This is a genomic window from Xanthomonas phaseoli pv. dieffenbachiae (assembly GCF_008639345.1).
GTDB lineage: Bacteria > Pseudomonadota > Gammaproteobacteria > Xanthomonadales > Xanthomonadaceae > Xanthomonas > Xanthomonas phaseoli.
In genome coordinates this window covers 3,499,354-3,526,080 of sequence record NZ_CP041380.1, presented here as the reverse complement: position 1 = coordinate 3,526,080, position 26,727 = coordinate 3,499,354, and the positions used below count along the sequence as shown (strand labels likewise).

Here is a 26,727-nt window from a genome sequence, read left to right as displayed (position 1 = left end):
CTTGGCTGCTCAAGCGCGGTGCTTACCAGCGGTAGTTGATGCGCCCATACACGTACGCACCATTGAAGCCGAACGGCGACAGGTTGCTATACGGGAATTGCCCGCTGGTGGAATTGGCGAAGTTGTTTTCGTCCGGATATTCGTCCAGCACATTGTCTGCGCCTAGCGTCAGCGTCCAGCGATCGACCTTGTAGCTGGCCGATGCATCCACCACCCACTTGGCGCCGAAGGTCTGGTCGTTGCTCGCGTCCGCCGGGCGGGTGCTGTACTTGCCGTAACGCGTGGCCCCCAGGGCCAGCGTCCAGTGCTCGGAGTTCCAGCTGCCGTTGATCAGGAACTTGTCGCGCGGGAAGCCTTCTTCGATGCGGCCACGCTCGGTGCGGTCGATGCGTTCCAGGCTCAGCCCGTTGGCCGACAACGCGGCCGGGTTGGCGGCCACGCTGCGCACTTCGGTTTCCGAATAGTTGTAGCCGGCGGTCAGGTCCACGCTGCTGGCGGCGAGCTGCCAGCGGTAGCTGCCCACTACGTCCACGCCGCGCGTGCGCGTATCCACCGCATTGGTGAAGTAACGCCCGCCGTTGATGCCGAAGATGCCCTGCGACTCCAACAGGCTGCGCACGCCCGCGCCGGTCAGGTTGGACGACAGCACGATACGGTCGTCCACATCGATCTGGTACGCATCCACGGTGAGGTAGAGCGCATCGGTGGGCTGCAGCACCAGGCCCAGGCTGTAGGACAGCGAGGTTTCCGCATCCAGCGGTTCGGCGCCGAGTGCGCGCGCCACGGTGCTGTCGGCGGGGAAGGTGCGGATCTCGAACGGGTTCGGGTTGCCGGCCAGGAAGGTGGTGCTGGTGGACTGGAAATACTGCTGCGCCAGCGATGGCGCGCGGAAGCCCGAGGCCACCGTGCCGCGCAACGCGATCTTGTCGGTGAACGCATAGCGCGCCGATACCTTGCCCGAGGCCTGGCTGCCGAAATCGCTGTAGTCCTCGTAGCGCCCGGCCAGGCCGGCAGAGAACTTGTCGGTGAAGTCCGCTTCCAGATCCGCATACAGCGCATAACTATCGCGCGAGTACTGGCCCGACACGCTCGGAGCGAAGCCGCCAAATCCCTGCGCGCCACCGGCCAGCGTGCCGGCCTGGAAATACGAGCCCACTTCGCCCGGCGACTGGTTCCACTTTTCGTTGCGGTATTCGGCGCCGAAGGCCACCGTCACCGGATAGGCCAGGCCCCAATCGAAACCGCGCTTGACGTCCAGGTTGACGATGTTCTGCGTGGTCTCCAGCGCGCCGTCGTAGAACGAGGTGGGCGAGGTCGGGCCCAGGCTGACGTTGAGCGTATTGCGGGTGTGGAAATCGATGCGGTTGTAGCCGTAGTTGTAGCTGGCGTCCCAGTCCCAACCGCTGCCAGTGGAGCCGCGCACGCCGGCCACCAGCGAGCGGTCCTTGGCGTAGGTCTGGATTTCCGGCAGGAAGCCCTGCGGATACACCGACAGGATGTTCTGGCTGCTGCCCGGCGCGCGGAAAAACGCGAACGAGGTGATGTCGCGGTTGCTGGCGGTGGCAAACGCATAGCCGGTGATGCTGTCGCTGAAGGCAAATTCGGTGTTGGCCGAGACCGCTTGGGCATTGACGTCCGGGTCGCCGATCTTGAACGCCTTCTGGCCCACGGCCGGCTGCGAGACGCTGGGCGCGCCGGCATAGCCGCGTGCGCGGTCGGTGGGATCCTGCTGGTTGAGCTGGGCGGCCACGTGCAGCCAGCCGCGATCGCCGCCGTAGGCCACGCCGGTGTCGCCGGAGAGCTCGTAGTTGTTGCCGTCGCCAGCCGAATACTGGCCGAAGCCGGCTTGCAGGCTGCCGCCCTTTTCCGCGCCCTTGAGCACGATGTTGACCACACCGGCAATGGCATCGGAGCCGTACTGCGCCGAGGCGCCGTCGCGCAGCACTTCCACCCGTGCGATGGCCGCGACCGGGATGGTGTTCAGATCCACCGCCGCCGCACCGCGACCGATGGTGCCGTTGAGGTTGAGCAGCGAGGAGGTGTGGCGGCGCTTGCCGTTGACCAGCACCAGCACCTGGTCGGGCGAGAGGCCGCGCAGCTGTGCGGGGCGGATCGCGCTGGTGCCGTCGCTCAGCGCCGGGCGCGGGAAGTTCAGCGAGGGCAGGGCGCGCGCCAGCGCGGTGGCCAGTTCCGGGGTGCCGGTGGCCTGCAGCGATTCGGCGCTGATGATGTCGATCGGCGACTGCGATTCGGCCACGGTGCGGTCGGAGACGCGGGTGCCGGTGACGATCACCGTATCCAGGGTGTTGGCCGGGGCGGTCGCCGGCGCGGCGGTCTGGGCCAGGGCGGGGGAGGCAAGCAGGGCAGCGACCACGGCGGTCGCAAGCGCGGAAACGGGGGCGTTCATGACAACTCCGAAAACGTGGGTCCAGGCAGGACCAGGCAAGGCTAGGCAGGCGGCGGTCGCGGAAGGGCGAGAAGACGGCGGCCACGCTGAAGGCGCTAATTATTCGTTAACGCTAGAATGGCGTCGCAGGAATGCTGCTCATCTGCTCATCTGCTCATTCCTTTTCGTTCTATCGGACTGTCCATCAATGATTTCCCTGCGTAACTTCTCCATGCGACGCGGCGAGCGTCTGCTGCTCTCCAACGTCGACCTGACCATGCACGCCGGCTACCGCGTCGGTGTGGTGGGCCGTAACGGCACTGGCAAGTCGAGCCTGTTCGCTGCGGTGAAGGGCGAGCTGGAGGCCGACAAGGGCGATGTCGATCTGCCGGGCAAGGTGCGCACGGCCAGCGTTTCGCAGGAAACTCCCTCGCTGCCGGTCCCGGCACTGTCGTTCGTGCTCGGCGGGGACATCGAAGTCTCCGCGGTGCTGCAGGAAGAGGCCGATGCCACTGCCCGCGAAGACTGGGAGGCGGTGGCCAATGCACACCAGAAGATGGCCGAGATCGGCGCCTACGACGCCGAAGCGCGCGCCGGCAAGTTGCTGCATGGCCTGGGCTTCCCGGCCGACACGCACCATCGCGCGGTGTCGTCGTTCTCCGGCGGCTGGCGGGTGCGGCTGAACCTGGCGCGCGCGCTGATGATGCCCAGCGACCTGCTGCTGCTCGACGAACCGACCAACCACCTGGACATGGATGCGGTGCTGTGGCTGGAGCAGTGGTTGCTCAAGTACCCGGGTACCTTGCTGCTGATTTCGCACGACCGCGAATTTCTCGACAACGTGGCCACTCACACCCTGCACCTGCATGGCGGCACCGCCAAGCTGTATGTCGGTGGCTACACCGATTTCGAGCGCCAGCGTATCGAGCATTTGCGTCAACAACAGATCGCGCACGACAAGGAACAGGCCGAGCGCGCGCATCTGCAGAGCTTCATCGACCGTTTCAAGGCGCAGGCCAGCAAGGCGACCCAGGCGCAGAGCCGCATGAAGCGGCTGGCCAAGATGGCCGGCACCGAGGCGGTGCGTGCCGAGCGCGAATTCCGCATCCAGTTCGCCCAGCCCAACCGGCTGCCGTTTTCGTTGATCCGCTTGAATCATGTACAGGCCGGCTATCCGGCTCCGACCTCCCTTCCCCCGCGTGCGGGGGAAGGTGCCCGAAGGGCGGATGGGGGTGATGCTGCCACGGTCATCCTGCACGATGTCGGTTTCGGCCTGGAAGCAGGCGACCGCATCGGGTTGTTGGGTCCCAATGGCGCGGGTAAGTCCACCCTGGTCAAGACCCTGGTGGGCGAGCTGGCGCCATTGGCAGGCGAGCGCAGCGCACATCCGGATTTGCGCATCGGCTACTTCGCCCAGCACACGGTGGAGTCCCTGCACGAAGGCCAATCGCCGATGGACCACTTCCGCGAGTTGTCGCCGGACGGGTCCAACCAGGCGTTCCGCGACTTTCTGGGCAAATGGAACTTTGCCGGCGACCGCGCCTTCGAAGTGGTGGATGGTTTCTCCGGCGGCGAGCGCGCACGCCTTGCGCTGGCACTGATCGCCTGGCAGCAGCCCAACGTGTTGCTGCTGGACGAACCGACCAACCACTTGGACCTGGAAATGCGCGAGGCGCTGGCCGAGGCGCTGAGCGATTTCGAGGGTGCCATCGTGATGGTCTCGCACGATCGCCACCTGATCGGCCTGGTCTGCGACAGTTTCTGGCGCGTGGCCGATGGCGTGGTCGAGCCGTTTGCCGGCGACCTGGACGAATATGCCGCCTGGTTGCGTAGTCGCCCGGCGGCGCAGGGCACCAAGCAGAAGATGGCCGAAGTGGCGCCGACCCCGCCGCCGCCGACCAAACCGCTGCCGCCGAAAAAAGCCGTCAACCCGCACAAGCTGGCCAGCGCCGAAAAGCGCGTCGGCGAGCTGGAAGCGGCGCTTGCTGCGCTGGATCGCGAGCTGGCCAATCCCGGCAACTACGCCGACAGCGAAAAGATGGCCGTGCTCGGACGCGACCGCGAAGCAACCGCGCAGCAGCTGGCCGAAGCTGAGACGGCGTGGATGGAGTTGATCGACGGTGCGTAAGGGCGACTGACAAAAGCGCCTGCGCAACCGTCGGATGGCGGGTCGGATGGTCGTTGCGGGATGTAGAAGGCGCACATTGCGGTTCATGCGCCTTGTCTACACTTAGCTGCTGCTTTCGCACTGCGGAGTGTTGCCCACGATGAAAGCGCGTGGGTTACGCTGCGCGTTGAACCACACACGGATGTCGCCCGCATGATCAGCGTCACCATCAGTCTGGAAGACCATCTGGCCGCCCAGCGCTTGCATGCGCGTCACGATGCGAAACGCCTGCTCGTGTTTCTGGCAGTGCTGCTGTTGATCGGAGCGGGGCTGCTGCATCTGAGCGGCGCGCGCGCGATCATCGGCCCGGTGCTGATCGGCGGCGGTGGCGGCGGGTTGATCGGCCTGGCGCTATTGCACGTGTGGGGCCTGCCACGGCGGATCAAACGCCTGCACGCGCAGCAGGCCTCGCTGCGGCACACCTACACCTATGCATGGGACGAGAACGGACTGGAAATCACCTGGGCGGACGGCCATCTGCGTCGCCCCTGGTCCGATTACATGCGCATCCGCGAAAACGACCGGGTGCTGTTGCTGTACCACAACGACCGGCTGTTCGAGCTGTTCTGCCCGCACTGGTTCGCCGACAGGGCGCAGTTCGAGGCATTTCGCCAGTTGGCCTTGCGGGTGGGAAAGACGTCCAAGGCGCTCTAGGCGCGGCAGCGCTGCTCAGCTGCCGATGTGCTGTTGTGCCAGTAGCCAATCGCGCAGCCGGCGCCCGGCATCGCTTTGCGGCCGCGACCGTAGCCGGGTCAGCCAGTAGCGCCCGGCATCGATGGCGATCGGGAACGGGCAGGCCAGGCGCCCGGCATCCAGGTCCTGGCGAAACATCGGCAACGGCAACAATGCCACCCCTGCGCCGGCTGCCGCTGCGCTGGCCAGGGTGAGCGACGAATCGAACATGGTGCCGCGTGCAGGCACCTCGGTCACACGCGCCGCGCGAAACCACTGCGGCCACTCATCCAGACGATACGAACGCAATAACGGCACGCGCGCCAGATCTTCCGGCACGCGCAAGCCGCGCGCCATTGCCGGCGCGCACACCGGCGCGAAGGGCGCTTCCATCACGGCTTCGGCAACCTGGCCCTGCCAATAGCCATCGCCGAAGCGGATGGCCAGATCCAGGCCTTCTCCGGCCAGATCGACGCGATTGTTGTGGGTGGACAGGCGCAGCTCGATATCCGCATGCGCCGCATGGAACGCTGCCAGTCGTGGCAACAGCCAGCCAGTGGCGAAGGTGCCGACCGCGCCCACGCTGAGCACTTCGCGATAACGGCCATCGGCAAAGCGTTCCAAGGTGGCGGCGATGCGGTCGAAGGCCTCGCCGAGCACCGGTGCCAGCGCGGCGCCTTCGTCTGTCAGTGCCACCCCGCGCGGCAAGCGGTGGAACAGGCTGGTGCCCAGTTGCTGCTCCAGCGCCTTGATCTGGTGGCTCAGCGCGGCCTGGCTGACGCACAGCTCGTTGGCCGCACGGGTCAGATTCTGATGGCGCGCGGCGGCTTCGAACGCGCGCAGGGCATTGAGCGGCAGGCGGGGGCGGGGCATGGGCAGAGATTAGTTCAATTCATGCCTGAGATCGAAACATCGCGATGGTCGGCTGCGTCGTGCGCATCGATACTGCGGGCTCTCTCAAGGAGGCAACCGCATGTTGAATCGGCGACAGTTCCTGCACGCAACCGGCGCGGGCGTGCTGCTTGCAGCGTCCAGACCCGCATGGGCGCTCACCCCTGCGGTGAACGTGGACGACATGCTGCGGGCGCAGTGGGCGCAGATCGAACGTGGCACCGGTGGCCGACTGGGCATCTGCCTGCTCGACAGCGCCACCGGCAAGCGCCTCGGGCAGCGCGAGGACGAGCGCTTTCCGATGTGCAGCACCTTCAAATTTGTATTGGCTGCCGCAGTGCTGCAGCGGGTGGATCAGGGCAAGCTGACGCTGGCGCAGCAGGTCAGGATCCGCGCCTCCGACATGCTTGAGCATGCCCCGGTGACCGAACGCCATGTCGGCGGTTCGCTGAGTGTTGGCGAACTGTGTCGGGCCACGATGATTTATAGCGACAACCCGGCCGCCAATCTGCTGTTCCCGCTGGTCGGCGAACCGGCCGGGGTGACTGCGTTCCTGCGCGGCATCGGCGATGCCCAGACCCGCACCGACCGCTACGAGCCGCAGATGAACCGGTTTGCCGACGGCGACCCGCGCGACACCACCACGCCTGCGGCAATGGCCGTCACGCTGCGCACGCTGCTGCTTGGCGGCGCGCTGCAGCCAGCCTCGCGCAAGCAGCTGACCGCGTGGATGATCGACAACCGCACCGGCGACGATTGCCTGCGTGCGGGGCTCGCGGCCGACTGGAAGATCGGCGACAAGACCGGCAGCAACGGCACCGACACGCGCAACGACATCGCCATCCTCTGGCCACCGAAGGGAAGGGCGCCCCTGTTGCTGACCACGTACTTGAATGGCGCCAAGGTCGACGACGCTGCACGCGATGCGGCGTTGAAAGCGGTGGCGGTTGCGGTGCGCGAGAGCAGTGCGGGTTGAGTGCAAGGTGTCGTACGCGTTTCATCCGCGCATGAGTTCACGACTCGCTTTCTGTTTCGCTCACCCCTTCGAGGTCCGATAGTGCAGATCAGGCTGCGTCATTGGTGGATGGCAGTTGCGCTGCTGCTTGTGCATGGGCTCGCACTGGCGCGTGCGTGGCAACCCGCCCCTGGTCAGGTGGAAATGCCGCTTTGGCTGCGCGCGGTGCCTGATGCGGTGCGTCACCCGAAGCCCGAATCGGTGGGCACCGGTGAGGGGCGCTACCCATGGACCAAGGTCAGCGATGTCAGCCGCCCGACGATGACAGTCTATCCCCCCAAAGGTCACAACACCGGTGCGGCCGTGCTGGTGTTCCCCGGCGGTGGCTATCAAGTCCTGGCGATGGATCTGGAAGGGACCGAAATCTGCGATTGGCTGACCGCACGCGGTATCACCTGCGTGCTGTTGAAATACCGCGTACCGAATTCGGGGCCGACCTGGGTCAACGACCGCCGCTATTATCCGAAGGTGCAAACAGCCCTGCAGGATGCCCAACGTGCGTTGGGGATGGTGCGCGCGCAGGCGGACCGGTTGGCCGTGGACCCGCACAAGATCGGTGTGCTCGGCTTTTCTGCCGGTGGCCACCAGGTGGCCACCTGGTGGCCGCGATCAGTACGCATTTTGCAACGCGCACGTATCTGCCGGTGGATGCCGCCGATCGCGTGAGCTGTCGCCCGGATTTCGCCATCGCCGTGTATCCAGGCCACTTGTGGGCGCACGAGGACGAGGATGACGCCACCCGCGATCCCACCCATCTGAACCTGCGTCCGGACATTCGCGTCGCCGCCGATACCCCGCCGACCTTCCTGTTGCAGGCGCAGGACGATCACGTGGACGGCGTTTCGCAGGTGCTGGCGTACTACGTCGCGCTCAACCATGCCGACGTGCCGGTGGAAATGCATGTGTACGCCCAGGGTGGCCATGCCTTCGGCCTGCGCGCCAAGGGGCTGCCGATCGCCCAATGGCCACAGTTGGTGGAAACCTGGTTGCACACGATCGGCGTGCTGCAGTGAGGGGCGACATCCCGCTGGCGTGGACGCGCGCTGCGCGTAAGCGGCGAGTGCGCCAGCGCTGCTGAAGCGATGACAGGTCGATCCTTGCGGGTGATGCTGGATCGGCCTATGCGGCGAGTTCCTGGCGGCTGCCAGTGCCCCGACGGCTTGCACTCGCTGCCCGCAGAACCGACACTGCGCGCCCGGCCGCCTTGCGCCTGATGGCCGGCGCCCACAGGAGCGCGACGCGTGACCCAGCAACCGACCCCCGACCGTGGCCTGTTACCGGCCCGGATCCTGCTGTGCTATTCGGCCATCGCGCTGCTGATCATGCTGGTCTTCAGCTGGTCGATGCCGCCCATCGATGCGTCCGGCTTCCGGCAGACGCAGACCGCCCTCTCGATCGACTGGATGTTGCGCGGCGGGCCTTTCCTGTCCTATCTCACGCCGGTGCTCGGCGCGCCGTGGTCGATCCCGTTCGAGCTGCCGCTGTTCCAGTGGCTGGCTGCGTCGTTGTCCAAGGTCACCGGCATGAGTGCCGACAATAGCGGCCGTGTGCTGTCCACCCTGTTCCACGTGGGCTGCATCTGGATGAGCTATCGCATCACCCTGGTGCTGCGCCCGGACCGCGTGCTGGCGCTGTGCATTGCCGGTGCGTTCGCGGTGTCGCCGCTGGCCCAATTGTGGGGGCGCTCGGTGATGATGGAATCCACCGCGGTGTTCTTCGGCCTGGTGTTTGTCTGGGCGATGGCACGGCTGTACGTGCAGCCGCGGGCCTGGCACGGCGGTCTCGCCGTTGTCGCCGCGGTACTGGCAGCCCTGATCAAGATCACCACCTTTTTCGGTTTTGCGGTCTTCACCGTCCTGGCCCTGGCCTGGGTGGCGCTGCATGAGCATGGCTGGCGTCCACGGTGGCTGGTCGGTCACTGGAAGCTGCTGGGCTGGGGCGCGGTGGCGGCCGGGTCGGCGCTGGTGGCGCTGCTGCTCTGGCTGCAACATGCCGATGCCCTGAAGGCACAGTCGCTCCTGGGCCAGCAGGTCACATCCGCCAGCCTGTCGGGCTTCAATTACGGCACCCTGCAGCAGCGCCTGGATCCGGCCATCTGGTGGGGGACCATCTTCAAGAAGCGCTTCGCCGGACCGGTCGGTTCGAACTGGGTGTTCCTGATCATCCTCATCGCCGGTTTGTCGATCCGCCAGATCCGTGCGGCGGTGGTCTTGCTGTTGCTCGCCTACCTGGCGCCGATGCTGGCCTTCACCAATCTGCAGGTGGTGCATCCCTACTACCAGTTCGCGCAGGTGGTGTTCGCCACGTCGATCGTCGGCCTGGTGCTGTGGTGGGTGGTGCAGCGTGGCCAGGCGGTCGGTAAACCCGGCCGCGGCGTGGCATTGGCCGTGTTCCTGTGCCTGTTGTCACTGGGCTCTGGCCTGGTGAGTTCGCTGAAGAACATGAAGGAAGCGCGCGAGCCGACGCCGATCTCGCAGATCGCCGAACAGATCCGTGCCGCGACCCCCGAGCAGGGCGTGGTGGTGGCCTTCGGCGATGACTGGTCTTCCGAAATGCCCTATCGGTCCGGCTGCCGCGCGGTGATGATTGCCGACTGGGCGTCCGACCAGGCGTTGCAGTCGCTGGCCAACACCGACACTGCGCTGGGTGGTCTACCGCTGGCAGCGATGGTCGATTGCCCCAACAAGGTGGGCAGCACGCCGCAACGGGCGCAGTGGCATGCCGAGATCGTGCAGCGTTATTCCGCCGGCGCGCAGCCGCAGGCGATCGGCGACTGCCGGTACTGGCTGCATCGTTAGTGCAAGCCGGCCGGCGACGCGGGGTGCACGTCGGCTAGTGACCGTTGGAGTAGGCGCATCGATGGCCGTCTCGCCTGGCGGCCGCTGCTGCTAGGCATGGTGCGCGAGCGAGGCCGCAGACGGTGTTGCTGCCCGCTCTGAACAAGGCCGCTGTCGCCGCCGATCCGCACGGCATGGTGCCAATGTAGTGGGCTGATGACGGCGCATGCCGGTCAGCTCATTGCCAAATCGCCACTGCCCAATTCCGCGCATATCACCCAGGTCCTGGGCCGTCGATATGTGGCGGATCGTCCTGATACAGCCGTGCCGGTCCGCCGAGTGCCGGGTCGCTGATCCCGGGCTTGCCGGTTTCCACGCGTCCGGCCAGGCGTTGGCGCGCCCCGTCGTGGATTAGCCACAGGTCGTACCAGCCGCCGGTCGGCGTCGCGCTCCAGCGCTCACGCTGCTCGCCGCCGGCCGCGACGGTGATGCGCTTGCGCGGTTGCGCTTGCGGGTAGGCGCCAGGTTCCAGCGCGACTTGCAGTGGGCGGTTGCCGGGATTGCGCAACGTCAGGCACAGCGCCTTCGCATCGTCCGCGTCCTGGGCGATTTCGGCCAACAGCGGCGCGGTATCGAGATCGCCGCGGTAATGGCGATGGAAGCCGTTGGGGCCGAGCAGCCACAGATCGTAGCGCCCGTCGTAGGTCGTCCACGTGCCGTCCACGGCGGCGCCCTTTCCCACTGTGTAGCGGCGTGGAATCGCAGCCAGATCGAAGCGGTCGTAGACATGCAGCACCGCCGCCGCGCCCGCATTGGCCATGTGCAGTTTCACTTTGCCGCGCTCGGGCAGGTAGGCCAGCTCCACGCTGGGACGATACGGAAGCGCCCGCGAGCGGCGCACGCCGAACGCTTGTTCGGGCGGCTGCAACGCGGCCGGCAACGGCGGCAGTGCGTGCTCGCGCAAGGCGGCCGCGCGCGCAGCGGTTGCGCTGACATCCGGCAGCGCCGTGGCGAAGGGGCGCGTATCGGCAGCGCCGAAATCGAAGGCGTTGGTCAAGTCGCCGCACACTGCACGCCGCCAGGGCGTGATCTCCGGCGCGGGCACGCCGAAGCGGCGTTCGAGCAGACGTAGCACCGAGGTGTGGTCGTATACCTGCGAATCCACCCAGCCGCCACGGCTCCATGGCGAGACCACATACATCGGCACGCGCGGGCCAAGCCCATAGGGCCGCCCGCGGAGCTGGGGAAGATCCACTTTCTGTTCGCCCGGCGCCGGGTGGCGGTGATAGTCGTCGTCGGTGGTTATCGTCGATGCGCCGGCAAACCCGCCAGTTGCGCGTGCATCCGGCGACGGTGGTGCCGGCGGCGGCATATGGTCGAAGAAGCCATCGTTCTCGTCGAACATCACCAGCAAGGCGGTGCGACTCCACACCGCCGGATCGGCAGTGAGCGCATCCAGCACGCGTGCGGTGTAGGCCGCGCCCTGGGCGGGGCTGGACGGATCGGGATGCTCGCTGCCGGCCGCATCGGCAATGATGTAGCTCACCGCAGGCAGGCGCCCGCTCAGTACGTCCTCGCGCAACTGCGCCAGGCCGCGCGTGCTCACGCCACGCGCGCGTAGTTGCGGATCATGTCCGGGCCCGGCGCTGTACGCCTGTCGAAATGCCGCAAAGCCGGCCAGCGGGTTGTCGGTGAAGTTGTCTGCCATGTCCTGATAGATCTGCCAGGACACACCGGCGTCCTGCAGCGCTTGGACGTAGGTGCCCCAACGATACGGCTCGGCAAAGCCGCCCAGTTCGTCAAAGTTGTCGTGCGAATTGCCGATGACCGGGCCGCCTGCGCGCGCCTGCGGATCGTTGCCGCCGGTCCACAGGAACACGCGGTTGGAATTGGTGCCGGTCTGGATCGCGGCGTGGTACGCATCGCAGATGGTGAAGGCATCGGCCAGCGCGTACTGAAACGGAATGTCCGCGCGCGCGTAATAGCCCAGTGCATGATTGTGCTTGGCAGCTGCCCAGTGCCCGAGCCGGCCATGGTCCCAGGCCTGTTGTGCATCCGGCCAGCTATGCGGGGTGCCCTTGACGCGCATGAAGCCGAACTGCGCGGCGGTGTCCAGCGCGAATGGCGTCAGCCATTGGCGGCCGTCCTCGCTGGGTTGCAGCCACACCGTGCGCGCTGGCGCGCCCGGCAAGGGCGGCGCAGGGATCGGGAAGCGGTCGCCGAACCCGCGCACCCCAGGCAGCGCGCCGAAGTAATGATCGAACGCGCGGTTTTCCTGCATCAGGATCACCACATGCTGCAGGTCCTCCAGCGTGCCGTTGCGGCGGTCCGGCGCGATGGCTGCCGCACGCGCGATGCTGGGCAGCAACGCGGCCGTGCCGCTGGTGAGGCCGGCTTGCAGCAGGCGACGTCGGGGCAGATCGATCATGTGGGCTCATCGCATCGGAAGGACTGCCCGCACCGGTGCCTGGTGCGGGCATCCCATAGCATGGCAGCTCGCCGTTACAGGTCCAGCGTCAGGGTCAGGCCCACGGTGCGCGGTGCGGCAATAAAGGCACTGTCGCTGCCGTCCACACCTTCCAGATAGCGCTTGTCGGTGAGGTTGCTGACGTTGAGCGCCAGCTGCAGGCCGTCGAGCTGCGAGGTCAGTTGCGAAAGTTCCACACCCAGATTGGCATCGAAGGTAGTCACGCCATCGAGTGCGGCGCGGTTGGATGCGTCCAGGTAGCGCTTGCCCAGGTAGCGTCCGGAAACACCGAAGCGCCATGCCTGGCCGCGCCAATCGGCTGACACCACCAGCGTATTGCGCGGTTGGCCGATCACCTGCGCACCGGGCGTGATCTCCAAAGCGGTATCGCGCGCGGCATCGCCGCTGCCGAGATAATCTGCCTTGTTGTAGGTGTAGGCGCCATTGATGCGCCAGCCGTTGTCCCAGCCGTAGCCCAGCGCTGCTTCCACGCCGCGCGCATGCACACCGCCGAAGTTTTCGTACACGCCATCGGTCTCGCCCAGGTAGTCGATACCGGTGACGAAGTTGGCCGGCACATACACGATGCGGTTGTCGAAGCGAATGTCGTAGAGCGTGACGCTGCCGGTCAACGGCCAGCGGCTGACACGCAGGCCGAGTTCGATGTTGTCGGCGGTTTCCGGTTTCACCCGGCTCAGCGCCACCGGGTCGGTTTCGCCCAACACGCCGGAAGGAATCGCGGCGAAGTTCTGCGAGTAACCGGCAAAGGCTTCCAGGCCCTGCACCGGTGTGGTCCATGTCAGGCCGGCCGACAGCAGCGGATCGGAATGCGAATCCGATTCCACGTGCTGCGCCTGGCCAATACGGCGGTCGCGGGTCTGGTCGACGAAGAATTGCTTGACGCCCACGCGCCAGGCGAAGGCGCCATAGCGCATCACGTCTTCGAGGTAATACATCTGCTCGTCGGTCTGATAGTTATCCTTGAACTGCACCCAGTAGGGCTGATGATCGAAACTGATGTTGGTGCCGACGTTGAGCAGGCGGTGCCAATCGCGGGTGACGCTGCGCTCAACGCGCTCCAGCCAGGCACCGGCGCGCACGGTGTTGTCGATGGCGCCCAGATCGGTACGCCATTCCACATCGGCCATCGCGCCGGCACGATGATTGTCGTAGTGGCTATGTCGATACGATTGCACCGGCACCGAACCGGCCGGATAGCAGGCCGGATTGGATTCGGCCGGCACTGCGTCGCTGCCGACGCAACCGGCCAGCATGCTGGCCGCTGCGCCGCCGGGGGTGAGGTAATACAGCTTGCCCAGATCGCTGCCGCCGTACACGGTGTTGCCGCCACGCGCTTCGGATTCGGGTGCGCCGGCGCCGTCATTTGTGACGTCCACCAGATACGGGGGAATCCAGTCGCCGCGCCCCTGCATGCGGTGCGCATAGCCAGTCAGCGTGGTCTTGACGCCGTTGCCGCCATCGAATGCACCACGCAAATAGCCAAACGTATTCTTGCGCAAGGCACGCGAGCCGGAGCGGTAATTCTGGTCCAGATACGGAATGCCGGTGAGGGTGCCGGTCAACAGGTCGTGCTCGGGGTCGCGCGCGAATTGCTCCGGGGTCACGCTGGTGTATTCGGATTCGTCGGCATCGTCGTAGGAGGCGTAGCCGCTGAGCGTCCACTGATTCAATACGCTGACGAACTTGCCGGCCAGGTGATCGCGGCTGGTGTGGCCACTGCCGTCGATCCAGTCGTCGTTGCGTGCCGACGAACCACTGACCCAGGCACGCGTACTGTCGCCGATCAGGCCGGTGTCGTAGCGCGCGTAGTACTTGCGCGCCTGGTTGTCGCCAATGCCGCCGATCACGCGGACACGTTGCGTTTCCAGCGGGTCGCTGGTGAGGTAATTCAATGTACCGCCCAGGGCCTCGTTGGAGCGCGAGGCGATGTCGGCGGTGCCCTGGCTCACTTCCACGGTTTCCAGATCCGGCATGTCGATAAAGCGGTTGGCCTTGGAGCCACCGCCATATGCCGAGCCACCATTGGGCACGCCGTCGATGGTGGTGCCGATCTGCTGGGTATCGCGATTGCTGACGAAGCCGCGCATGCTGATCTGCGTTCCCCAATCCGACGAGCCGAAGGCATCGGCTTCGGTCACCACCACGCCGGGCAGTTCGTTGAGCGCATCGTTGACGCTGCCCAGCACGAACTGGCGGTCCAGCATCTCCTTGCTGACGGTGGTCTTGGAATAGGTCGTTGCCTGGCCGACCACCTGCACCTGATCCAGCGTCGATACCTGCTCGTCAGTGCTGGCCGCTACGGTTGCGGCCGGGTCGGGGGTTGCACCGTCGGGAACCTGCTGTGCGTAAGCCGGCAGGGAGAGCGGAACCAGCAGTAGCGCGAGCGTGGCAGGATGGCGCACGCGCAAGGAGGACATCGAATCCATTGAAATCCACAGCGGGGAAGGGGGTCCGGGAAGACTGCCGCGCTTGCGTTGCGTGCTCATGACCGCGCGACAGGTGTGGCCGGGATCACCGGATGTATCCACAGGTTCCTGGCGCCACGACGATTGCGATTTACCGCTGTTTGGATATCGCGAGTCGTTATGGACGGATGTCCACGCGGACCGATGACGTCAAGGCATGAGGGAGCCATGACGTCGCGTCGCAGCTCCGCTCCGATGCGCTTGAAAGCCTGGTGAGTCGAGTGCGCGGTGCCCTCACCACTTGCGGACACGCCGTGCATCCGTCCATGGGGACTCCTTGGCGGCATCCATGCCGCCAGCGGTTCCGCAACCGGTAAGCACACCGCACCGGGCAGTGGGTCGGTGGCCGCATGAAAAGCCGCTTGTCGCACGTGTGTCGGGTGCGAGCGCCATACCAGTATCGAGCAGCGCGCATCATGCACTGCTTTGCACCACGCACACCGATCATCTGGACTGGTTCTTGTTCACCCCTGGCGCGGGTCCTTGCGCGGCATGGATGCCGCGTAAGGGCCTACAAGGACGCACTTGCGGCGCCTCCGCGACGGCGGGCGGGCAAGGGGGTCCTGCAGCAGCGCCGCAGATCACATGTACAGCAGCGCAGCGACTGACGACAGCCACATAGCTGCATCAGCCGCCCTTGGCGTGCGGCGGTGCTTCGGCCTGCTGTGTTTCCGGCATCAACTCCAGCGCCGAGGGCGTGGTACGCAGCATCGGACGGAAGGCAATCGGATGGGTGCGGCGGCGGCTGAAGCGCAGCAGCCGCGACAACGTGAAGCCCGCCAGGGCCAACAACATCACCGCGAAGTACACCGGCAACGCGGCCGGGCCGAACTTCTGCATTGCGCCGCCGGCCAGTGCAGGGCCGACCGCTGCACCCACGCCATGTAGCAGCAACAAGCTGCTGCTGCCGGAAAGCAGGTCTTCGCGCGGCAGGTAATCGAGCATGTGCGCCACCGCGAACGGGTACAGCGAAAACGCCAACCCGCCATAGACGAAGAACAGCACGAACAGCATGGTTGTCTGCGTCTGCACCATCGGCAATGCGGCAGCGATCGCGATGCCGGCGGCCAGCACGCTCACGGTCACTAGGCCGATGCGGCGGTCATGCCCGTCGCTGATACGCCCGATCGGCCACTGCAGCACCGCACCGCCCACGATGGCGGTGAGCATGAACATCGCCACGCCGTCGGAATCCAGCCCGATCCGGTTGGCATACACCGGCAGCAAGCCCCAGAACGCACCCATCGCCAGGCCGGAAAGGCCGGCGCCAATCGTGGCCACCGGCGCCAGGGCATACAGCGTGACCAACCGCAGTCGCGATACATGCGGCACCTCGGGCGGGATCAGCCGCGTGGTCATTACCGGCATCACCGCCGCACAGAACAGGATCGCCGTCAGCGTAAACATCGCCGGTGCGCCCGCATCGCCAATGGTGAGCAAAACCTGGCCCAGTGCCAGCGCCGATAGATTGATCGCCATGTAGACCGAAAACACCCGGCTGCGCCGGCGCGCGTCGGGCTCGGCGTTGAGCCAACTTTCGATCACCGTATACAGGCCGACCAGCGCCGCGCCGGTCACCAGGCGCAGCACGCCCCAGCCCCAGGCGTTCAACCAGATCGGATGCAGCAACACCGCAATGGCTGCCAGCGCCGCATAAAAGGCAAACGCGCGGATATGCCCGATGCGCCGAATCAGCGGCGGTGCGAAGAAGGTGCCCAGAAAGAATCCGGCGAAGTAGCCGGACATGATCAACCCCAACGCCCGCGCATCGAAGCCGGCCTGATCGCCACGCACGGCGAGCAGCGTGCCGAGCAACCCGCTACCGGTCAGTAGCAGGGCAACGCCAAGCAGTAAGGCAGTCAACCGCAACACGGATGCGGCCCTCGTGGGGGGAAAGGCGCGTCGATCACCTGCGCGAGTGTAACAGCCTGGTCGATGCGGCTCGATCGGCCCCGTTGGCGCATGCGCGTTTTTAGCGATCGCGCGTAAGGATGTGATTGCCGCAGCCCGCGGATTTTTGTGGTTGCCTGCGCGTCGCATTGCTCGGGTACGCAACCCTGCATGCGTGGCTCGTACGGCGCACGCAGGGCGTCATGCGCTGCGCTCGCCCCCACGCTGCCGCCAGCCACACCTGCGCAGGGAGTGCGGCATTGCGTCCACACGCGCAGCCCATCGGCATGGGCGGCTGTCGAAGCAGCCATCGCGCATTGCCGCTCTCGCCCGGCACCGGCCATGCGGACGCATCACCGGCACCTGCTGCCCGTCGCGAGCGATGCGTTGCACTTGCCAGCCCGCATGCGTCTAGAATTTGCGCCCCTTGCAACGTCTTCAGCTGATCCCTGCCATGCCCATCTACGGTTTTCAGTGCACTACCTGCGGCCACGCATTCGACCGTCTGCAGAAAATGGCCGACCCCGATCCACAAACCTGCCCGGCCTGCGCCGCGGCCACGATCAAGCGCCAGGTCACCGCGCCGTCGTTCCGCCTGTCCGGCAGCGGCTGGTACGAGACCGACTTCAAATCGGCCGGCGAGAAAAAGAAGAACCTCACCGAAAGCAGCAGCGCCGGTGGCGATGCCAAACCAGCGGCAACCGCGGAGAGCAAGCCGGCCGCCAAGCCCGCGTCCGATCCGGCATGAGTTGCCGCGGCGCGCAGGTTGCGCCGCTCCGCGCGGCGTTGCGCGCCGCAACGACTCCACGTCGAGCACTGCGCTGCCGGCTGTGTCAGGGCGAATCGCGTGGGTGCCTGCCGCCAGCCAGACGGCCGCGCCATGCAATCAGCGTTCGCCGCGGTCAGGACGACGTTCTCCGGTAGCGCGTGCCAAGCGCGCTGAGCGGGCGCGGTGGACGATCTCGCTGGCCGGGCCGGTGTCGATACGCCCGCGTGAACCGGGCCCGGCGCAGTCCCGGCAAAACCTGTGGTGATGCTTGGCGCGTTGCCGCAAGGCTCCGACACGCGTCGCGCGTGCCGTTGGCCGCACTTCCGGGGATCGCCATGACTGCATCCGACAGCCGCGTCCGCCTGCAAGCGTGCAGTCATCTAGAGCGCTGGCGCCGGCGTCTCGCCGAGGCGCGCAGGCCAGTCCTACGCAGCCAGCCTGCGCGGCCGGTGCATCAACGCGCCTCGAAACGCGCCCGGCAGCCATCGTTGACCCACACCGTGGCGCGACGATCGTCGTAGCCCCAGGTGCGGCCTTCCGCACAGCGCGTGTCCGATAACTGGCGGGTCAGCACCGGGCGGCCATAGCGGCCATCCCAGGCGCAGGTGCGCAGGCGCCGGTCGTCGCTGGCGCAGGTGATGGCGTAGCCGTTGCCGGGGCGGTCGTCGCGGCCGCCATAGCCGCCGTCCCAGCCACCGCCACCGCGGGCCTGCGCGAATTCGCCCCGGCAGCCGTCGTCCACCCAGATCCGGCCGCCTTCCTGGCGCCAGTTGCGGCCTTCCACGCAAGGCGTATTGGAGAGTTGGCGCACCAACATGGCGCGACGCCAGCCGGTATCGCAGATTTTCTGGCGCTGGTCGTTGCTCTCGCAGCGCACCGTTCCAGCGACCCCGCCAACGCCGCCGGGGCCATTGCCGCCGCCCCAGCCGCCGCCGTTGCGGGCTTCGACGAAACGGCCGCGACAGCCGTTGTCCACCCAGATCCGGCCGCGCTCGCTGCCCCAATTGCGGCCTTCGATGCAGCGCGTGCCAGAGATATTTTCCACCAGCACCGCGCGGCCGCGGAATGGCGTATCGCAGTCGCGGCGGCGGTTGTCGTTGCTGGAGCAGGTGATGCTGGGGCCATTCCAGCCACGCTCCTGGGCGCTGGCGGTGACGCTGGCAAATGCGCCGGTCAGGGTGATCAGGCCGAAGCCGGAGAGCAGCAGGGCAGTGCGCAGCATCGTGTCGTCCTTGGTGCAGGAGGGTCGTGGCGCCTATTCAGCCGGGCACTGACTTAAGCGCCCATGAGCGCCCGCGCATTTGCTCCTGTCGCCCGGCGGCCCCAGAATATCCGGCTTTCCGGCGCTGTCCTGCGTCGGTTTTTCAGCGGAGCTTTCGATGCGTACCCACTTCTGCGGCCTGGTCGACGAGACCTTGATCGGCCAAACCGTCACTCTCGCCGGCTGGACCGACGTGGCCCGCAACCTGGGCGGGGTGTGCTTCATCGACCTGCGCGACCACGAAGGCATCGTGCAGGTGACGGTGGAACCGGTGGCCGGCGACGACGCCAGCGCAGAGCTGTTCAAGGTGGCCGCCAGCCTGGGCTACGAGGACGTGTTGCAGGTGGAAGGTGTGGTGCGCGCGCGTCATGCGGTCAACGACAAGCTGCGCAGCGGCAAGGTGGAAGTGATCGCCACGCGCATCAGCATCCTCAACAAGGCCGCGCCGCTGCCGTTCCACGCGCATGAGAATCCGGGCGAAGAAACCCGCCTGAAGTACCGCTACCTCGACCTGCGTCGCCCGGAAATGCAGCGCATGCAGCGCACCCGCATCAAGCTGGTGCAGGCGCTGCGCCGGCATCTGGATGCGCGCGACTTCCAGGACATCGAAACCCCGATTTTGACCAAGGCCACCCCGGAAGGCGCGCGCGACTTCCTGGTGCCGGCGCGCATGCATCCGGGCGAGTTCTACGCGTTGCCGCAGAGCCCGCAGCTGTTCAAGCAGATCCTGATGGTGGCCGGCTTCGACCGCTACTACCAGATCGCGCGCTGCTTCCGCGACGAAGCGCTGCGCGCCGACCGCCAGCTGGAATTCACCCAGCTCGACATGGAATTCGCCTTCGTGCGCGAGCGCGACGTGCAGGATTTCGTCGAAGACATGATCCGCGCCATCTTCAAGGAAGTGGTGGATGTGGAGCTGGCTGCGCAGTTCCCGCGCATGACCTGGGCCGAGGCGATGCGCCGCTTTGGGTCGGACAAGCCGGACCTGCGTATCGCGCTGGAACTGGTCGACGTGGCCGAGCTGGTCAAGGCCAGCGAATTCCCGGTGTTCACCGCCGCCGCCAACGATGCCGACGGCCGCGTCGCCGCGCTGCGCATCCCCGGCGGTGCCACGCTGTCGCGCAAGCAGATCGACGAATACGCGGCGCACGCCGCCAAGTACGGCGCCAAGGGCCTGGCCTACATCAAGCTGTCGGAGACCGGCGAGGTCAGCTCGCCGATCGCCAAGTTCTTCGGTGAGGAATCCTTCGCCGCGCTGCTCAAGCACGTGGGCGCCGGCAATGGCGACATCGTGTTCTTCGGTGCCGGCGGCTACACCAAGGTGTCCGACTTCATGGGCGCGCTGCGCCTGAAGGCCGGCAAGGACTTCAACCTGATTGCCGACGGCTGGGCGCCGCTGTGGGTCACCGACTTTCCGATGTTCGAATGGGACGATGAGGCGCAGCGTTACGTCGCATTGCATCACCCCTTCACCGCACCGGCGGTGGACGATATTGCCGACCTGCGCGCCAACGCCCGCACCGCGGTCTCGCGCGGCTACGACATGGTGCTCAACGGCAACGAAATCGGCGGCGGCTCGATCCGTATCCATCGCCCGGACATGCAGAGCGCAGTGTTCGAACTGCTGGGCATCGGCGCCGAAGAAGCGCGCGCCAAGTTCGGCTTCCTGCTGGATGCCTTGAACTACGGCGCACCGCCGCACGGCGGCATCGCCTTCGGTATCGACCGCATCGCCGCGCTGATGGCCGGTACAGAGTCGATTCGCGACGTCATCCCGTTCCCCAAGACCACCGGTGCGCAGGATCTGATGACCGACGCCCCGTCGCCGATCGCTGCCGACCAGCTCGCCGAAGTGCACGTACAGGTGCGCCCGAAGCAGGTCTGACCGACCCTGCATGGACACACGGCCACGCCATGGCGCGGCCGTGTGTCCATGCGCAGCGCGCAGCTTGCGCGCAAGGCGTTGTTGACCGATCCGCGCTGCACTCAAGGCGCGTATCGAACAGCTGCACGCGCAGGGTGGCGTGCGCAAGTAACTGCCAGGCAATCGCGCACCGCGACTTTCCGAAATCCTGAGTGCTTGCCCAGCAACTGCGCCCAAGCTCTAGCAGGTGACGCAGCGCTTTTTTTTTGCGTGCCGCTCCGACACGCGCGGCAATCCAACGGACGCGGCAACCAGGCCTCTGGGTTGGTAAGACCACCAGCCGGGCAGACGCATCTGATGCCCGACCCGCAGGGGCGCTCGAACGATTCCCTATTCCCCTCTCCCGATTCCCCATTCCCCATTCCCCATTCCCCATTCCCCACTTGCAGCAACGCCGCAGCATGCGAGAAGCTGCCGCGTCGACTTGCCAGAGGGGCCCGCATGACCCGCATTCGCCGCGCCACGCCGGACGATGCCGAAGCGCTGTCGCTTCTGGCCGCGCAGACCTTTACCGAAACCTTCGGGCATCTGTATCCGGAAGAGGACTTGCGCGGTTTTCTGGAAGAGACCTATGCCGTGGAGCGCGCGCGCACCGTGCTGGCGCACCCGGATTACGCGATCTGGCTGCTGGAGATGGATAACCTGCTGGTCGGCCACGCAGCCGCCGGCCCGTGCGGGTTGCCGCATGATCAGGTGCGTCCCGGCGACGGAGAGCTGAAGCGGTTGTACCTGCTGAAGGACTATCAGAACAGCGGCTGGGGCAGCCGATTGTTCGAAACTGCGCTGCAATGGTTGGAGCGCGAAGGCCCACGCACCTTGTGGATTGGCGTGTGGTCGGAAAATTTCGGCGCACAACGCTTCTACGCCCGCTACGGTTTCGAAAAGGTGGGCGAATACGACTTTCCGGTGGGCAAGATCGTCGACCGCGAATACATCCTGCGGCGCAGCCCGGTGCTGGCAGCGGACTAGTCGCACCAGTGCTGCCGTCCGTTGCCCTTGCGCATTCGCTCTGGCGTCCAGCGCGCAACGCACACGCCTCTGACGCCCTCTGCCGGTAACCATCTCAGTGTCCAGCGCATCACCCACCAGCCCGGCCGCGCCGCGGCGCAGTCAGCGCGAGGGAGCACGTGCCGCGACTGCCGACGTGCTGCTGGTGCACGGCATCTGGAACACCGCGCACTGGCTGCTGCCCTTGGCGCGGCGGATGCGTGCCAACGGGCTGGCGCCTGCGCTGTTCGGGTACGCCAGCGTGCTCGGCGGTCCCGCGCATGCGGTGCCGCGTCTGATCGAACGCCTGCGCGCCAGCCGCGCGCAGCTGGTGGTCTGTCACAGCCTGGGAGGGCTGATGACCCTGCAGGCACTGCAGGATGCCCCCGACCTGGCGGTGCGTCGCGTGGTCTGCCTGGGCTCGCCGTTGTGCGGCAGTGCCGCTGCGCGCGGGCTGGCGCAACGTGGCGGGCTGTGGGCGATGGGCCGCAGCGCCGCGATCTTGCAACAGGGCTTTGTGCGCTGGGACGGCCAGGCCGAGATCGGCCAGGTGGCCGGCAACGTGGCGCGCGGGATCGGCCGCTGGCTCGCCCCGCTTGAGGGTGACTCGGACGGCACCGTGGCGCTGGCCGAAACCCGCCTGCCCGGGCTGCGCGACCATTGCGTGGTGCGGGCAAGCCACAGCGGCCTGTTGCGCTCGCCCGAAGCCGCCGCACAGGCGCTGGCCTTTCTGCGCACCGGCCGCTTCCAGCCGTGAACATGCGCCGGCGGATGGCGCTGCCCCGGTGAAGGCAGGCAATCAGGTAAAATCCGCGCCCTGTCATTGAAGCCAGTCTGGAACCACCCATGGGTAGAGGTCCCTCGATCGAAGGCCGCAAGAACGCCTCCGACGCCAAACGCGGCAAGATGTTTACCAAGATCATCCGCGAGATCAGCGTGGCCGCCCGCGCCGGTGGCGGCGACCCGTCCAACAATCCGCGTCTGCGCACCGCCATGGACAAGGGCCTGTCGTCGAACATGTCCAAGGACGTGATGGAGCGCGCCATCAAGAAGTCCACCGGCGAGCTGGAAGGGGTGGAATACGAAGAAGTGCGCTACGAGGGCTACGCGCCCGGCGGCGTGGCGGTGATCGTGGACTGCCTGACCGACAACCGCGTGCGCACCGTGGCCGATGTGCGCCATGCCTTCAGCAAATGCGGCGGCAACATGGGCACCGAGGGCTCGGTGGCCTTCATGTTCAAGCGCCTGGGCGTGCTGAGCTTCGCTGCCGGCATCGATGAAGACACCCTCACCGATGCCGCCATCGAAGCCGGCGCCGACGATGTGGTGGTGTACCCGGAAGACGGCGCCATCGACGTGCTGACCGCCCCGGACGCCTTCGCCCAGGTCAGGGACGCCCTGGTCGCCGCCGGGCTGGAACCGGCACACGCCGAAATCACCTTCCGCGCCGACAACGACATCGCCGTGGACGGCGATACCGCCGTGCAGGTCCGCAAGCTACTGGACATGCTCGAAGACCTGGACGACGTGCAGGACGTGTATTCGAACGTCGATCAAGCGGCGCTTGGCGCCTAAGGCGCCGGGAATCGGGAATGGAGAATCGGGAATCGAAACGGCAGCATCCTGCATCGCTCGGCAATGTCGAGCACGCCAGTCGGCCGCTTTACCCATTCCCGATTCCCGACTCCCAATTCCCGGCTTCTAGATGACCCGCATCCTGGGCATCGATCCCGGTTCGCAGCGCACCGGCATCGGCATCATCGATATCGACGAGGGCGGTCGCAGCCGGCATGTGCACCACGCGCCGTTGATGCTGCTGGGCGAGGGCGACTTCTCCCAGCGGCTCAAGCGGCTGCTGCAGGGGCTGGGCGAGCTGATCGAGACCTACCGGCCGGATGAGGTGGCGATCGAAAAGGTGTTCATGGGCAAGAGCGCCGCTTCTGCGCTCAAGCTCGGCCACGCGCGCGGCGCGGCAATCTGCGCGGTGGTCATGCGCGACCTGCCGGTGCACGAGTACGCCGCCACCGAAGTCAAGCTGGCGCTGGTCGGCAAGGGCGGCGCGGACAAGGTGCAGGTGCAGCACATGGTCGGCATCATGCTCAACCTGAAAGGCAAGCTGCAGCCCGACGCCGCCGACGCACTGGCGGTCGCCATCACTCACGCCCACGTCCGCGCCACCGCGCAACGCCTGGGCGTCAATACCCAACAGGCCTGGAGCCGCAAAAGATGAGAATCGGGAATCGGGAATCGGGAATCGGGAATCGCAAGAGCAGGGTCCAGAGCAGCGCACGCTGTTTCGATTCCCCATTCCCGATTCCCCATTCCCGGCACTGCCAAGGCGGTGCCCAATGATCGGCCGTCTGCGCGGGATCCTGGCCTACAAGCAGCCGCCGTGGCTGGTGATCGATGTCGGTGGGGTCGGCTATGAGCTGGAGGCGCCGATGAGCACCTTCTACGACCTGCCCGATGTCGGTCGCGACGTGATCCTGTTTACCCATTACGCGCAGAAGGAAGACAGCGTGTCGCTGTACGGTTTCCTGCGCGAAGGCGAGCGGCGGCTGTTCCGCGATGTGCAGAAGGTCACCGGCATCGGCGCCAAGATCGCGCTGGCGGTGTTGTCCGGGGTCAGCGTGGACGAGTTCGCCCGTCTGATCACCGCCGGCGACATCACCGCGCTCACGCGCATTCCCGGCATCGGCAAGAAGACTGCCGAGCGCATGGTGGTGGAACTGCGCGACCGCGCGGCCGATTTCAGCAGCGGCGCACCGATCACCGGCCAGCTGGGGCCCGACGCCGTTTCCGAGGCCACCGTGGCCTTGCAACAGCTGGGCTACAAGCCGGCCGAGGCCGCCCGCATGGCGCGCGACGCCGGTGCAGAAGGCGACGAGGTCGCGACGGTCATTCGCAAGGCGCTGCAAGCCGCGCTGCGCTAGGCGCGGGCGCGATCCATTGCCAGGCCGCAAAGCGGGCGCGGCCGGCACTCGGCATCGACAGGGGCGGCCCGTACACTGCGCATCCTTGCCCGCGGCCAGCCCGTACCTTGGGTGCCTGTGACCTCGGTGCAGGCACCTTCGACAGGTGCTGTCTCCCTCATCATCTTCACGCTGTCTGGCGAAAACTGCCCACCTCATGTCCCACACCCCCAAATCAGCAGGCTCCAGCCACGCGCCCGCCAATAGCCAGACCGCCCTGGTCATCGGCGCGATCGGCGTCGTCTTCGGCGATATCGGTACCAGCCCGCTGTATACGCTCAAGGAAGCGTTTTCGCCGCACTACGGACTGACCCCGGACCACGACACCGTGCTGGGCATCCTGTCGCTGGTGTTCTGGGCGCTGATGCTGGTGGTCACGCTCAAATACGTCACCGTGATCATGCGTGCCGACAACGACGGCGAGGGCGGCATCATGGCGCTGACCGCGCTGGCGCAACGCACGCTGCCTGGCGGTTCGCGCTCGATGTATGTGGTCGGCATCCTCGGCATCTTCGGTGCCTCGCTGTTCTTTGGCGACGGCGTCATCACCCCGGCGATTTCGGTGCTGTCGGCAGTGGAAGGCCTGGAGGTGGCCGCGCCCAAGCTGGAGCCGTTCGTGGTGCCGATTACCCTGGTGGTGCTGGGCATGCTGTTCCTGGCGCAGCGCTTCGGGACCGAACGTGTCGGCAAGGCATTCGGGCCGATCACCCTGCTCTGGTTCTTCGCGTTGGGCGCGATCGGCGTCTACAACATGGCCCGCGCACCGGAAGTGCTGCATGCACTGAATCCGTGGTGGGGCGTGCGCTTCTTCGCGCAACACAACTGGCATGCGGTGTTCGTGCTGGGCGCGGTGGTGCTGGCGGTGACCGGCGGCGAAGCGCTGTATGCGGACATGGGCCATTTCGGCGCCAAGGCGATCCGTCGCTCGTGGCAGTTCGTGGTGTTGCCGATGCTGACCTTGACCTACCTGGGGCAGGGCGCGCTGGTGCTGCGCAATCCGGCCGCGGTCAGCAACCCGTTCTACGAGGCGGTGCCGGAGTGGGCGCTGTACCCGATGATCGTGCTGGCCACCGCCGCCACGGTGATCGCCTCCCAGGCGCTGATCACCGGCGCCTATTCGGTGGCCAGCCAGGCCATGCAGCTCGGCTACATCCCGCGCATGCACATTCGCCATACCTCGCACTCCACCATCGGACAAATCTATGTGCCGGCGGTGAATTGGTGCCTGCTGGCGCTGGTGGCGGTGGCAGTGATCGGTTTCGGCGACTCGGCCTCGCTGGCCACCGCCTACGGCGTCTCGGTGACCGGCACCATGCTGATCACCACCGTGTTGATGATCATCTACGCGCGCGCCAACCCGCGCGTGCCGGCGCCGCTGCTGTGGTTGTTCGCGCTGGTGTTCCTGGCGGTGGACTGCGCGTTCTTCTACGCCAACATCATCAAGTTCCTGGACGGCGCCTGGTTCCCGTTGTTGCTGGGCCTGATCCTGTTCACCCTGATGCGCACCTGGCGCCGCGGCCGCAAGTTGCTGCACGACGAGATCCGCAAGGACGGCATCAAGCTGGACACCTTCCTGCCCGGGTTGATGCTGGCGCCGCCGGTGCGCGTGCCCGGCACGGCCGTGTTCCTGACCGCCGACCCGATGGTGGTGCCGCACGCGCTGATGCATAACCTCAAGCACAACAAGGTGCTGCACGAGCGCAATGTATTCCTGACCGTGGAGACCCTGCAGGTGCCGTACGCAGCCGCCGGGAAACGGCTGAAGATCGACGCGATCGGCGACGAGTTCTACCGTGTGCATGTGCGCTTCGGTTTCATGGAGACCCCAGACGTGCCGCTGGCGCTGATGCGCTCCTGCGACCAGGGCGGGATCTATTTCGACCCGATGGACACCACCTATTTCGCCAGCCGCGAGACCATCGTGGCCAGCGCCAACCGCGGCATGCCGATCTGGCGCGACAAGCTGTTCGCGCTGATGCATCGCAATGCCGCCCCGGCCACCGGATTCTTCCGCATCCCCGGCAACCGCCTGGTGGAGCTGGGCGCACAAGTCGAGATCTAGG

At 66.4% G+C, this 26,727-nt stretch carries 18 protein-coding genes and 1 pseudogene; 13 read left to right on the top strand and 6 right to left on the bottom strand.

Annotated elements, in window-relative coordinates:
• Nucleotides 1-22: 22 nt before the first annotated feature.
• Entirely contained in the window at nucleotides 23-2,407 is a 2,385-nt protein-coding gene (locus FLG15_RS15860; RefSeq protein WP_057678515.1) for a TonB-dependent receptor plug domain-containing protein, read from the bottom strand.
• Nucleotides 2,408-2,594: 187 nt separating this feature from the next.
• Here FLG15_RS15860 and FLG15_RS15855 point away from each other — a divergent pair, with 187 nt between their 5' ends.
• Nucleotides 2,595-4,514, top strand: a complete 1,920-nt coding sequence (locus FLG15_RS15855; RefSeq protein WP_057678514.1) for an ABC-F family ATP-binding cassette domain-containing protein — start codon at nucleotides 2,595-2,597, stop codon at nucleotides 4,512-4,514.
• Nucleotides 4,515-4,706: 192 nt separating this feature from the next.
• Nucleotides 4,707-5,207, top strand: a complete 501-nt coding sequence (locus FLG15_RS15850; protein WP_017156668.1) for a YcxB family protein — start codon at nucleotides 4,707-4,709, stop codon at nucleotides 5,205-5,207.
• Nucleotides 5,208-5,222: 15 nt separating this feature from the next.
• On the opposite strand, the gene ampR is transcribed toward FLG15_RS15850, so the two are convergent.
• Nucleotides 5,223-6,098, bottom strand: coding sequence for a LysR family transcriptional regulator AmpR (gene ampR, locus FLG15_RS15845; RefSeq protein ID WP_057678512.1), 876 nt, complete (start codon nucleotides 6,096-6,098; stop codon nucleotides 5,223-5,225).
• A 100-nt stretch (nucleotides 6,099-6,198) separates the two neighbouring features.
• Between ampR and bla the strand changes: the two genes are divergently transcribed.
• From bla to FLG15_RS15830, 3 genes and pseudogenes are all read left to right on the top strand, one after another.
• On the top strand, nucleotides 6,199-7,092 hold the full coding sequence (gene bla, locus FLG15_RS15840) for a class A beta-lactamase (protein WP_057678511.1): 894 nt from the start codon (nucleotides 6,199-6,201) through the stop codon (nucleotides 7,090-7,092).
• Between the two features lie 108 nt (nucleotides 7,093-7,200).
• Nucleotides 7,201-8,144 (top strand): annotated as a pseudogene (locus tag FLG15_RS15835) (alpha/beta hydrolase).
• Between the two features lie 228 nt (nucleotides 8,145-8,372).
• A complete protein-coding gene (locus FLG15_RS15830; protein WP_150146759.1) occupies nucleotides 8,373-9,929 on the top strand; it encodes an ArnT family glycosyltransferase in 1,557 nt (518 codons plus the stop codon).
• A gap of 253 nt (nucleotides 9,930-10,182) precedes the next feature.
• Here the strand turns inward: FLG15_RS15830 and FLG15_RS15825 are convergent, their stop codons facing one another.
• The 3 genes from FLG15_RS15825 to FLG15_RS15815 all read right to left on the bottom strand — a co-directional run bounded on the left by FLG15_RS15825 (nucleotide 10,183) and on the right by FLG15_RS15815 (nucleotide 16,733).
• Entirely contained in the window at nucleotides 10,183-12,336 is a 2,154-nt protein-coding gene (locus FLG15_RS15825; RefSeq protein WP_057686956.1) for a phosphocholine-specific phospholipase C, read from the bottom strand.
• 74 nt (nucleotides 12,337-12,410) lie between these two features.
• Nucleotides 12,411-14,882, bottom strand: coding sequence for a TonB-dependent receptor domain-containing protein (locus FLG15_RS15820; RefSeq protein ID WP_150146756.1), 2,472 nt, complete (start codon nucleotides 14,880-14,882; stop codon nucleotides 12,411-12,413).
• Nucleotides 14,883-15,488: 606 nt separating this feature from the next.
• Nucleotides 15,489-16,733, bottom strand: a complete 1,245-nt coding sequence (locus FLG15_RS15815; protein ID WP_017159326.1) for an MFS transporter — start codon at nucleotides 16,731-16,733, stop codon at nucleotides 15,489-15,491.
• Nucleotides 16,734-17,205: 472 nt separating this feature from the next.
• Between FLG15_RS15815 and FLG15_RS15810 the strand changes: the two genes are divergently transcribed.
• The gene (locus FLG15_RS15810) at nucleotides 17,206-17,499 is read left to right on the top strand and encodes an FmdB family zinc ribbon protein (protein ID WP_008578079.1); all 294 of its coding nucleotides are present in this window, start codon (nucleotides 17,206-17,208) and stop codon (nucleotides 17,497-17,499) included.
• Nucleotides 17,500-17,974: 475 nt separating this feature from the next.
• On the opposite strand, the gene FLG15_RS15805 is transcribed toward FLG15_RS15810, so the two are convergent.
• Nucleotides 17,975-18,742 carry a DUF3011 domain-containing protein gene (locus tag FLG15_RS15805; RefSeq protein ID WP_039583669.1) on the bottom strand — a complete coding sequence of 256 codons (768 nt, stop codon included), beginning with the start codon at nucleotides 18,740-18,742 and terminating at the stop codon, nucleotides 17,975-17,977.
• Nucleotides 18,743-18,899: 157 nt separating this feature from the next.
• Here FLG15_RS15805 and aspS point away from each other — a divergent pair, with 157 nt between their 5' ends.
• The 7 genes from aspS (at nucleotide 18,900) to FLG15_RS15765 (ending at nucleotide 26,726) form a co-directional block, all read left to right on the top strand.
• Nucleotides 18,900-20,666, top strand: a complete 1,767-nt coding sequence (aspS, locus tag FLG15_RS15800; RefSeq protein WP_057679815.1) for an aspartate--tRNA ligase — start codon at nucleotides 18,900-18,902, stop codon at nucleotides 20,664-20,666.
• Nucleotides 20,667-21,146: 480 nt separating this feature from the next.
• Entirely contained in the window at nucleotides 21,147-21,674 is a 528-nt protein-coding gene (locus FLG15_RS15790; protein WP_057686957.1) for a GNAT family N-acetyltransferase, read from the top strand.
• Nucleotides 21,675-21,771: 97 nt separating this feature from the next.
• Nucleotides 21,772-22,449, top strand: coding sequence for an alpha/beta hydrolase (locus FLG15_RS15785; RefSeq protein WP_057686958.1), 678 nt, complete (start codon nucleotides 21,772-21,774; stop codon nucleotides 22,447-22,449).
• Nucleotides 22,450-22,538: 89 nt separating this feature from the next.
• Nucleotides 22,539-23,267 carry a YebC/PmpR family DNA-binding transcriptional regulator gene (locus tag FLG15_RS15780; protein WP_017156656.1) on the top strand — a complete coding sequence of 243 codons (729 nt, stop codon included), beginning with the start codon at nucleotides 22,539-22,541 and terminating at the stop codon, nucleotides 23,265-23,267.
• 130 nt (nucleotides 23,268-23,397) lie between these two features.
• Nucleotides 23,398-23,922, top strand: a complete 525-nt coding sequence (gene ruvC / locus FLG15_RS15775; RefSeq protein ID WP_017156655.1) for a crossover junction endodeoxyribonuclease RuvC — start codon at nucleotides 23,398-23,400, stop codon at nucleotides 23,920-23,922.
• Nucleotides 23,923-24,040: 118 nt separating this feature from the next.
• Nucleotides 24,041-24,625 carry a Holliday junction branch migration protein RuvA gene (gene ruvA / locus FLG15_RS15770; protein ID WP_057679773.1) on the top strand — a complete coding sequence of 195 codons (585 nt, stop codon included), beginning with the start codon at nucleotides 24,041-24,043 and terminating at the stop codon, nucleotides 24,623-24,625.
• 196 nt (nucleotides 24,626-24,821) lie between these two features.
• Nucleotides 24,822-26,726, top strand: coding sequence for a potassium transporter Kup (locus tag FLG15_RS15765; protein ID WP_017156654.1), 1,905 nt, complete (start codon nucleotides 24,822-24,824; stop codon nucleotides 26,724-26,726).
• Nucleotide 26,727: the final 1 nt, after the last annotated feature.

Excerpts from the sequence above, each read along its gene's own strand:
- FLG15_RS15860 (WP_057678515.1), bottom strand. The coding sequence starts at position 2,407 with ATGAACGCCCCCGTTTCCGCGCTTGCGACCGCCGTGGTCGCTGCCCTG.
- FLG15_RS15855 (WP_057678514.1), top strand. The coding sequence starts at position 2,595 with ATGATTTCCCTGCGTAACTTCTCCATGCGACGCGGCGAGCGTCTGCTG.
- FLG15_RS15850 (WP_017156668.1), top strand. The coding sequence starts at position 4,707 with ATGATCAGCGTCACCATCAGTCTGGAAGACCATCTGGCCGCCCAGCGC.
- ampR (WP_057678512.1), bottom strand. The coding sequence starts at position 6,098 with ATGCCCCGCCCCCGCCTGCCGCTCAATGCCCTGCGCGCGTTCGAAGCC.
- bla (WP_057678511.1), top strand. The coding sequence starts at position 6,199 with ATGTTGAATCGGCGACAGTTCCTGCACGCAACCGGCGCGGGCGTGCTG.
- FLG15_RS15825 (WP_057686956.1), bottom strand. The coding sequence starts at position 12,336 with ATGATCGATCTGCCCCGACGTCGCCTGCTGCAAGCCGGCCTCACCAGC.
- FLG15_RS15820 (WP_150146756.1), bottom strand. The coding sequence starts at position 14,882 with ATGAGCACGCAACGCAAGCGCGGCAGTCTTCCCGGACCCCCTTCCCCG.
- FLG15_RS15810 (WP_008578079.1), top strand. The coding sequence starts at position 17,206 with ATGCCCATCTACGGTTTTCAGTGCACTACCTGCGGCCACGCATTCGAC.
- FLG15_RS15805 (WP_039583669.1), bottom strand. The coding sequence starts at position 18,742 with ATGCTGCGCACTGCCCTGCTGCTCTCCGGCTTCGGCCTGATCACCCTG.
- aspS (WP_057679815.1), top strand. The coding sequence starts at position 18,900 with ATGCGTACCCACTTCTGCGGCCTGGTCGACGAGACCTTGATCGGCCAA.
- FLG15_RS15790 (WP_057686957.1), top strand. The coding sequence starts at position 21,147 with ATGACCCGCATTCGCCGCGCCACGCCGGACGATGCCGAAGCGCTGTCG.
- FLG15_RS15780 (WP_017156656.1), top strand. The coding sequence starts at position 22,539 with ATGGGTAGAGGTCCCTCGATCGAAGGCCGCAAGAACGCCTCCGACGCC.
- ruvC (WP_017156655.1), top strand. The coding sequence starts at position 23,398 with ATGACCCGCATCCTGGGCATCGATCCCGGTTCGCAGCGCACCGGCATC.
- ruvA (WP_057679773.1), top strand. The coding sequence starts at position 24,041 with ATGATCGGCCGTCTGCGCGGGATCCTGGCCTACAAGCAGCCGCCGTGG.
- FLG15_RS15765 (WP_017156654.1), top strand. The coding sequence starts at position 24,822 with ATGTCCCACACCCCCAAATCAGCAGGCTCCAGCCACGCGCCCGCCAAT.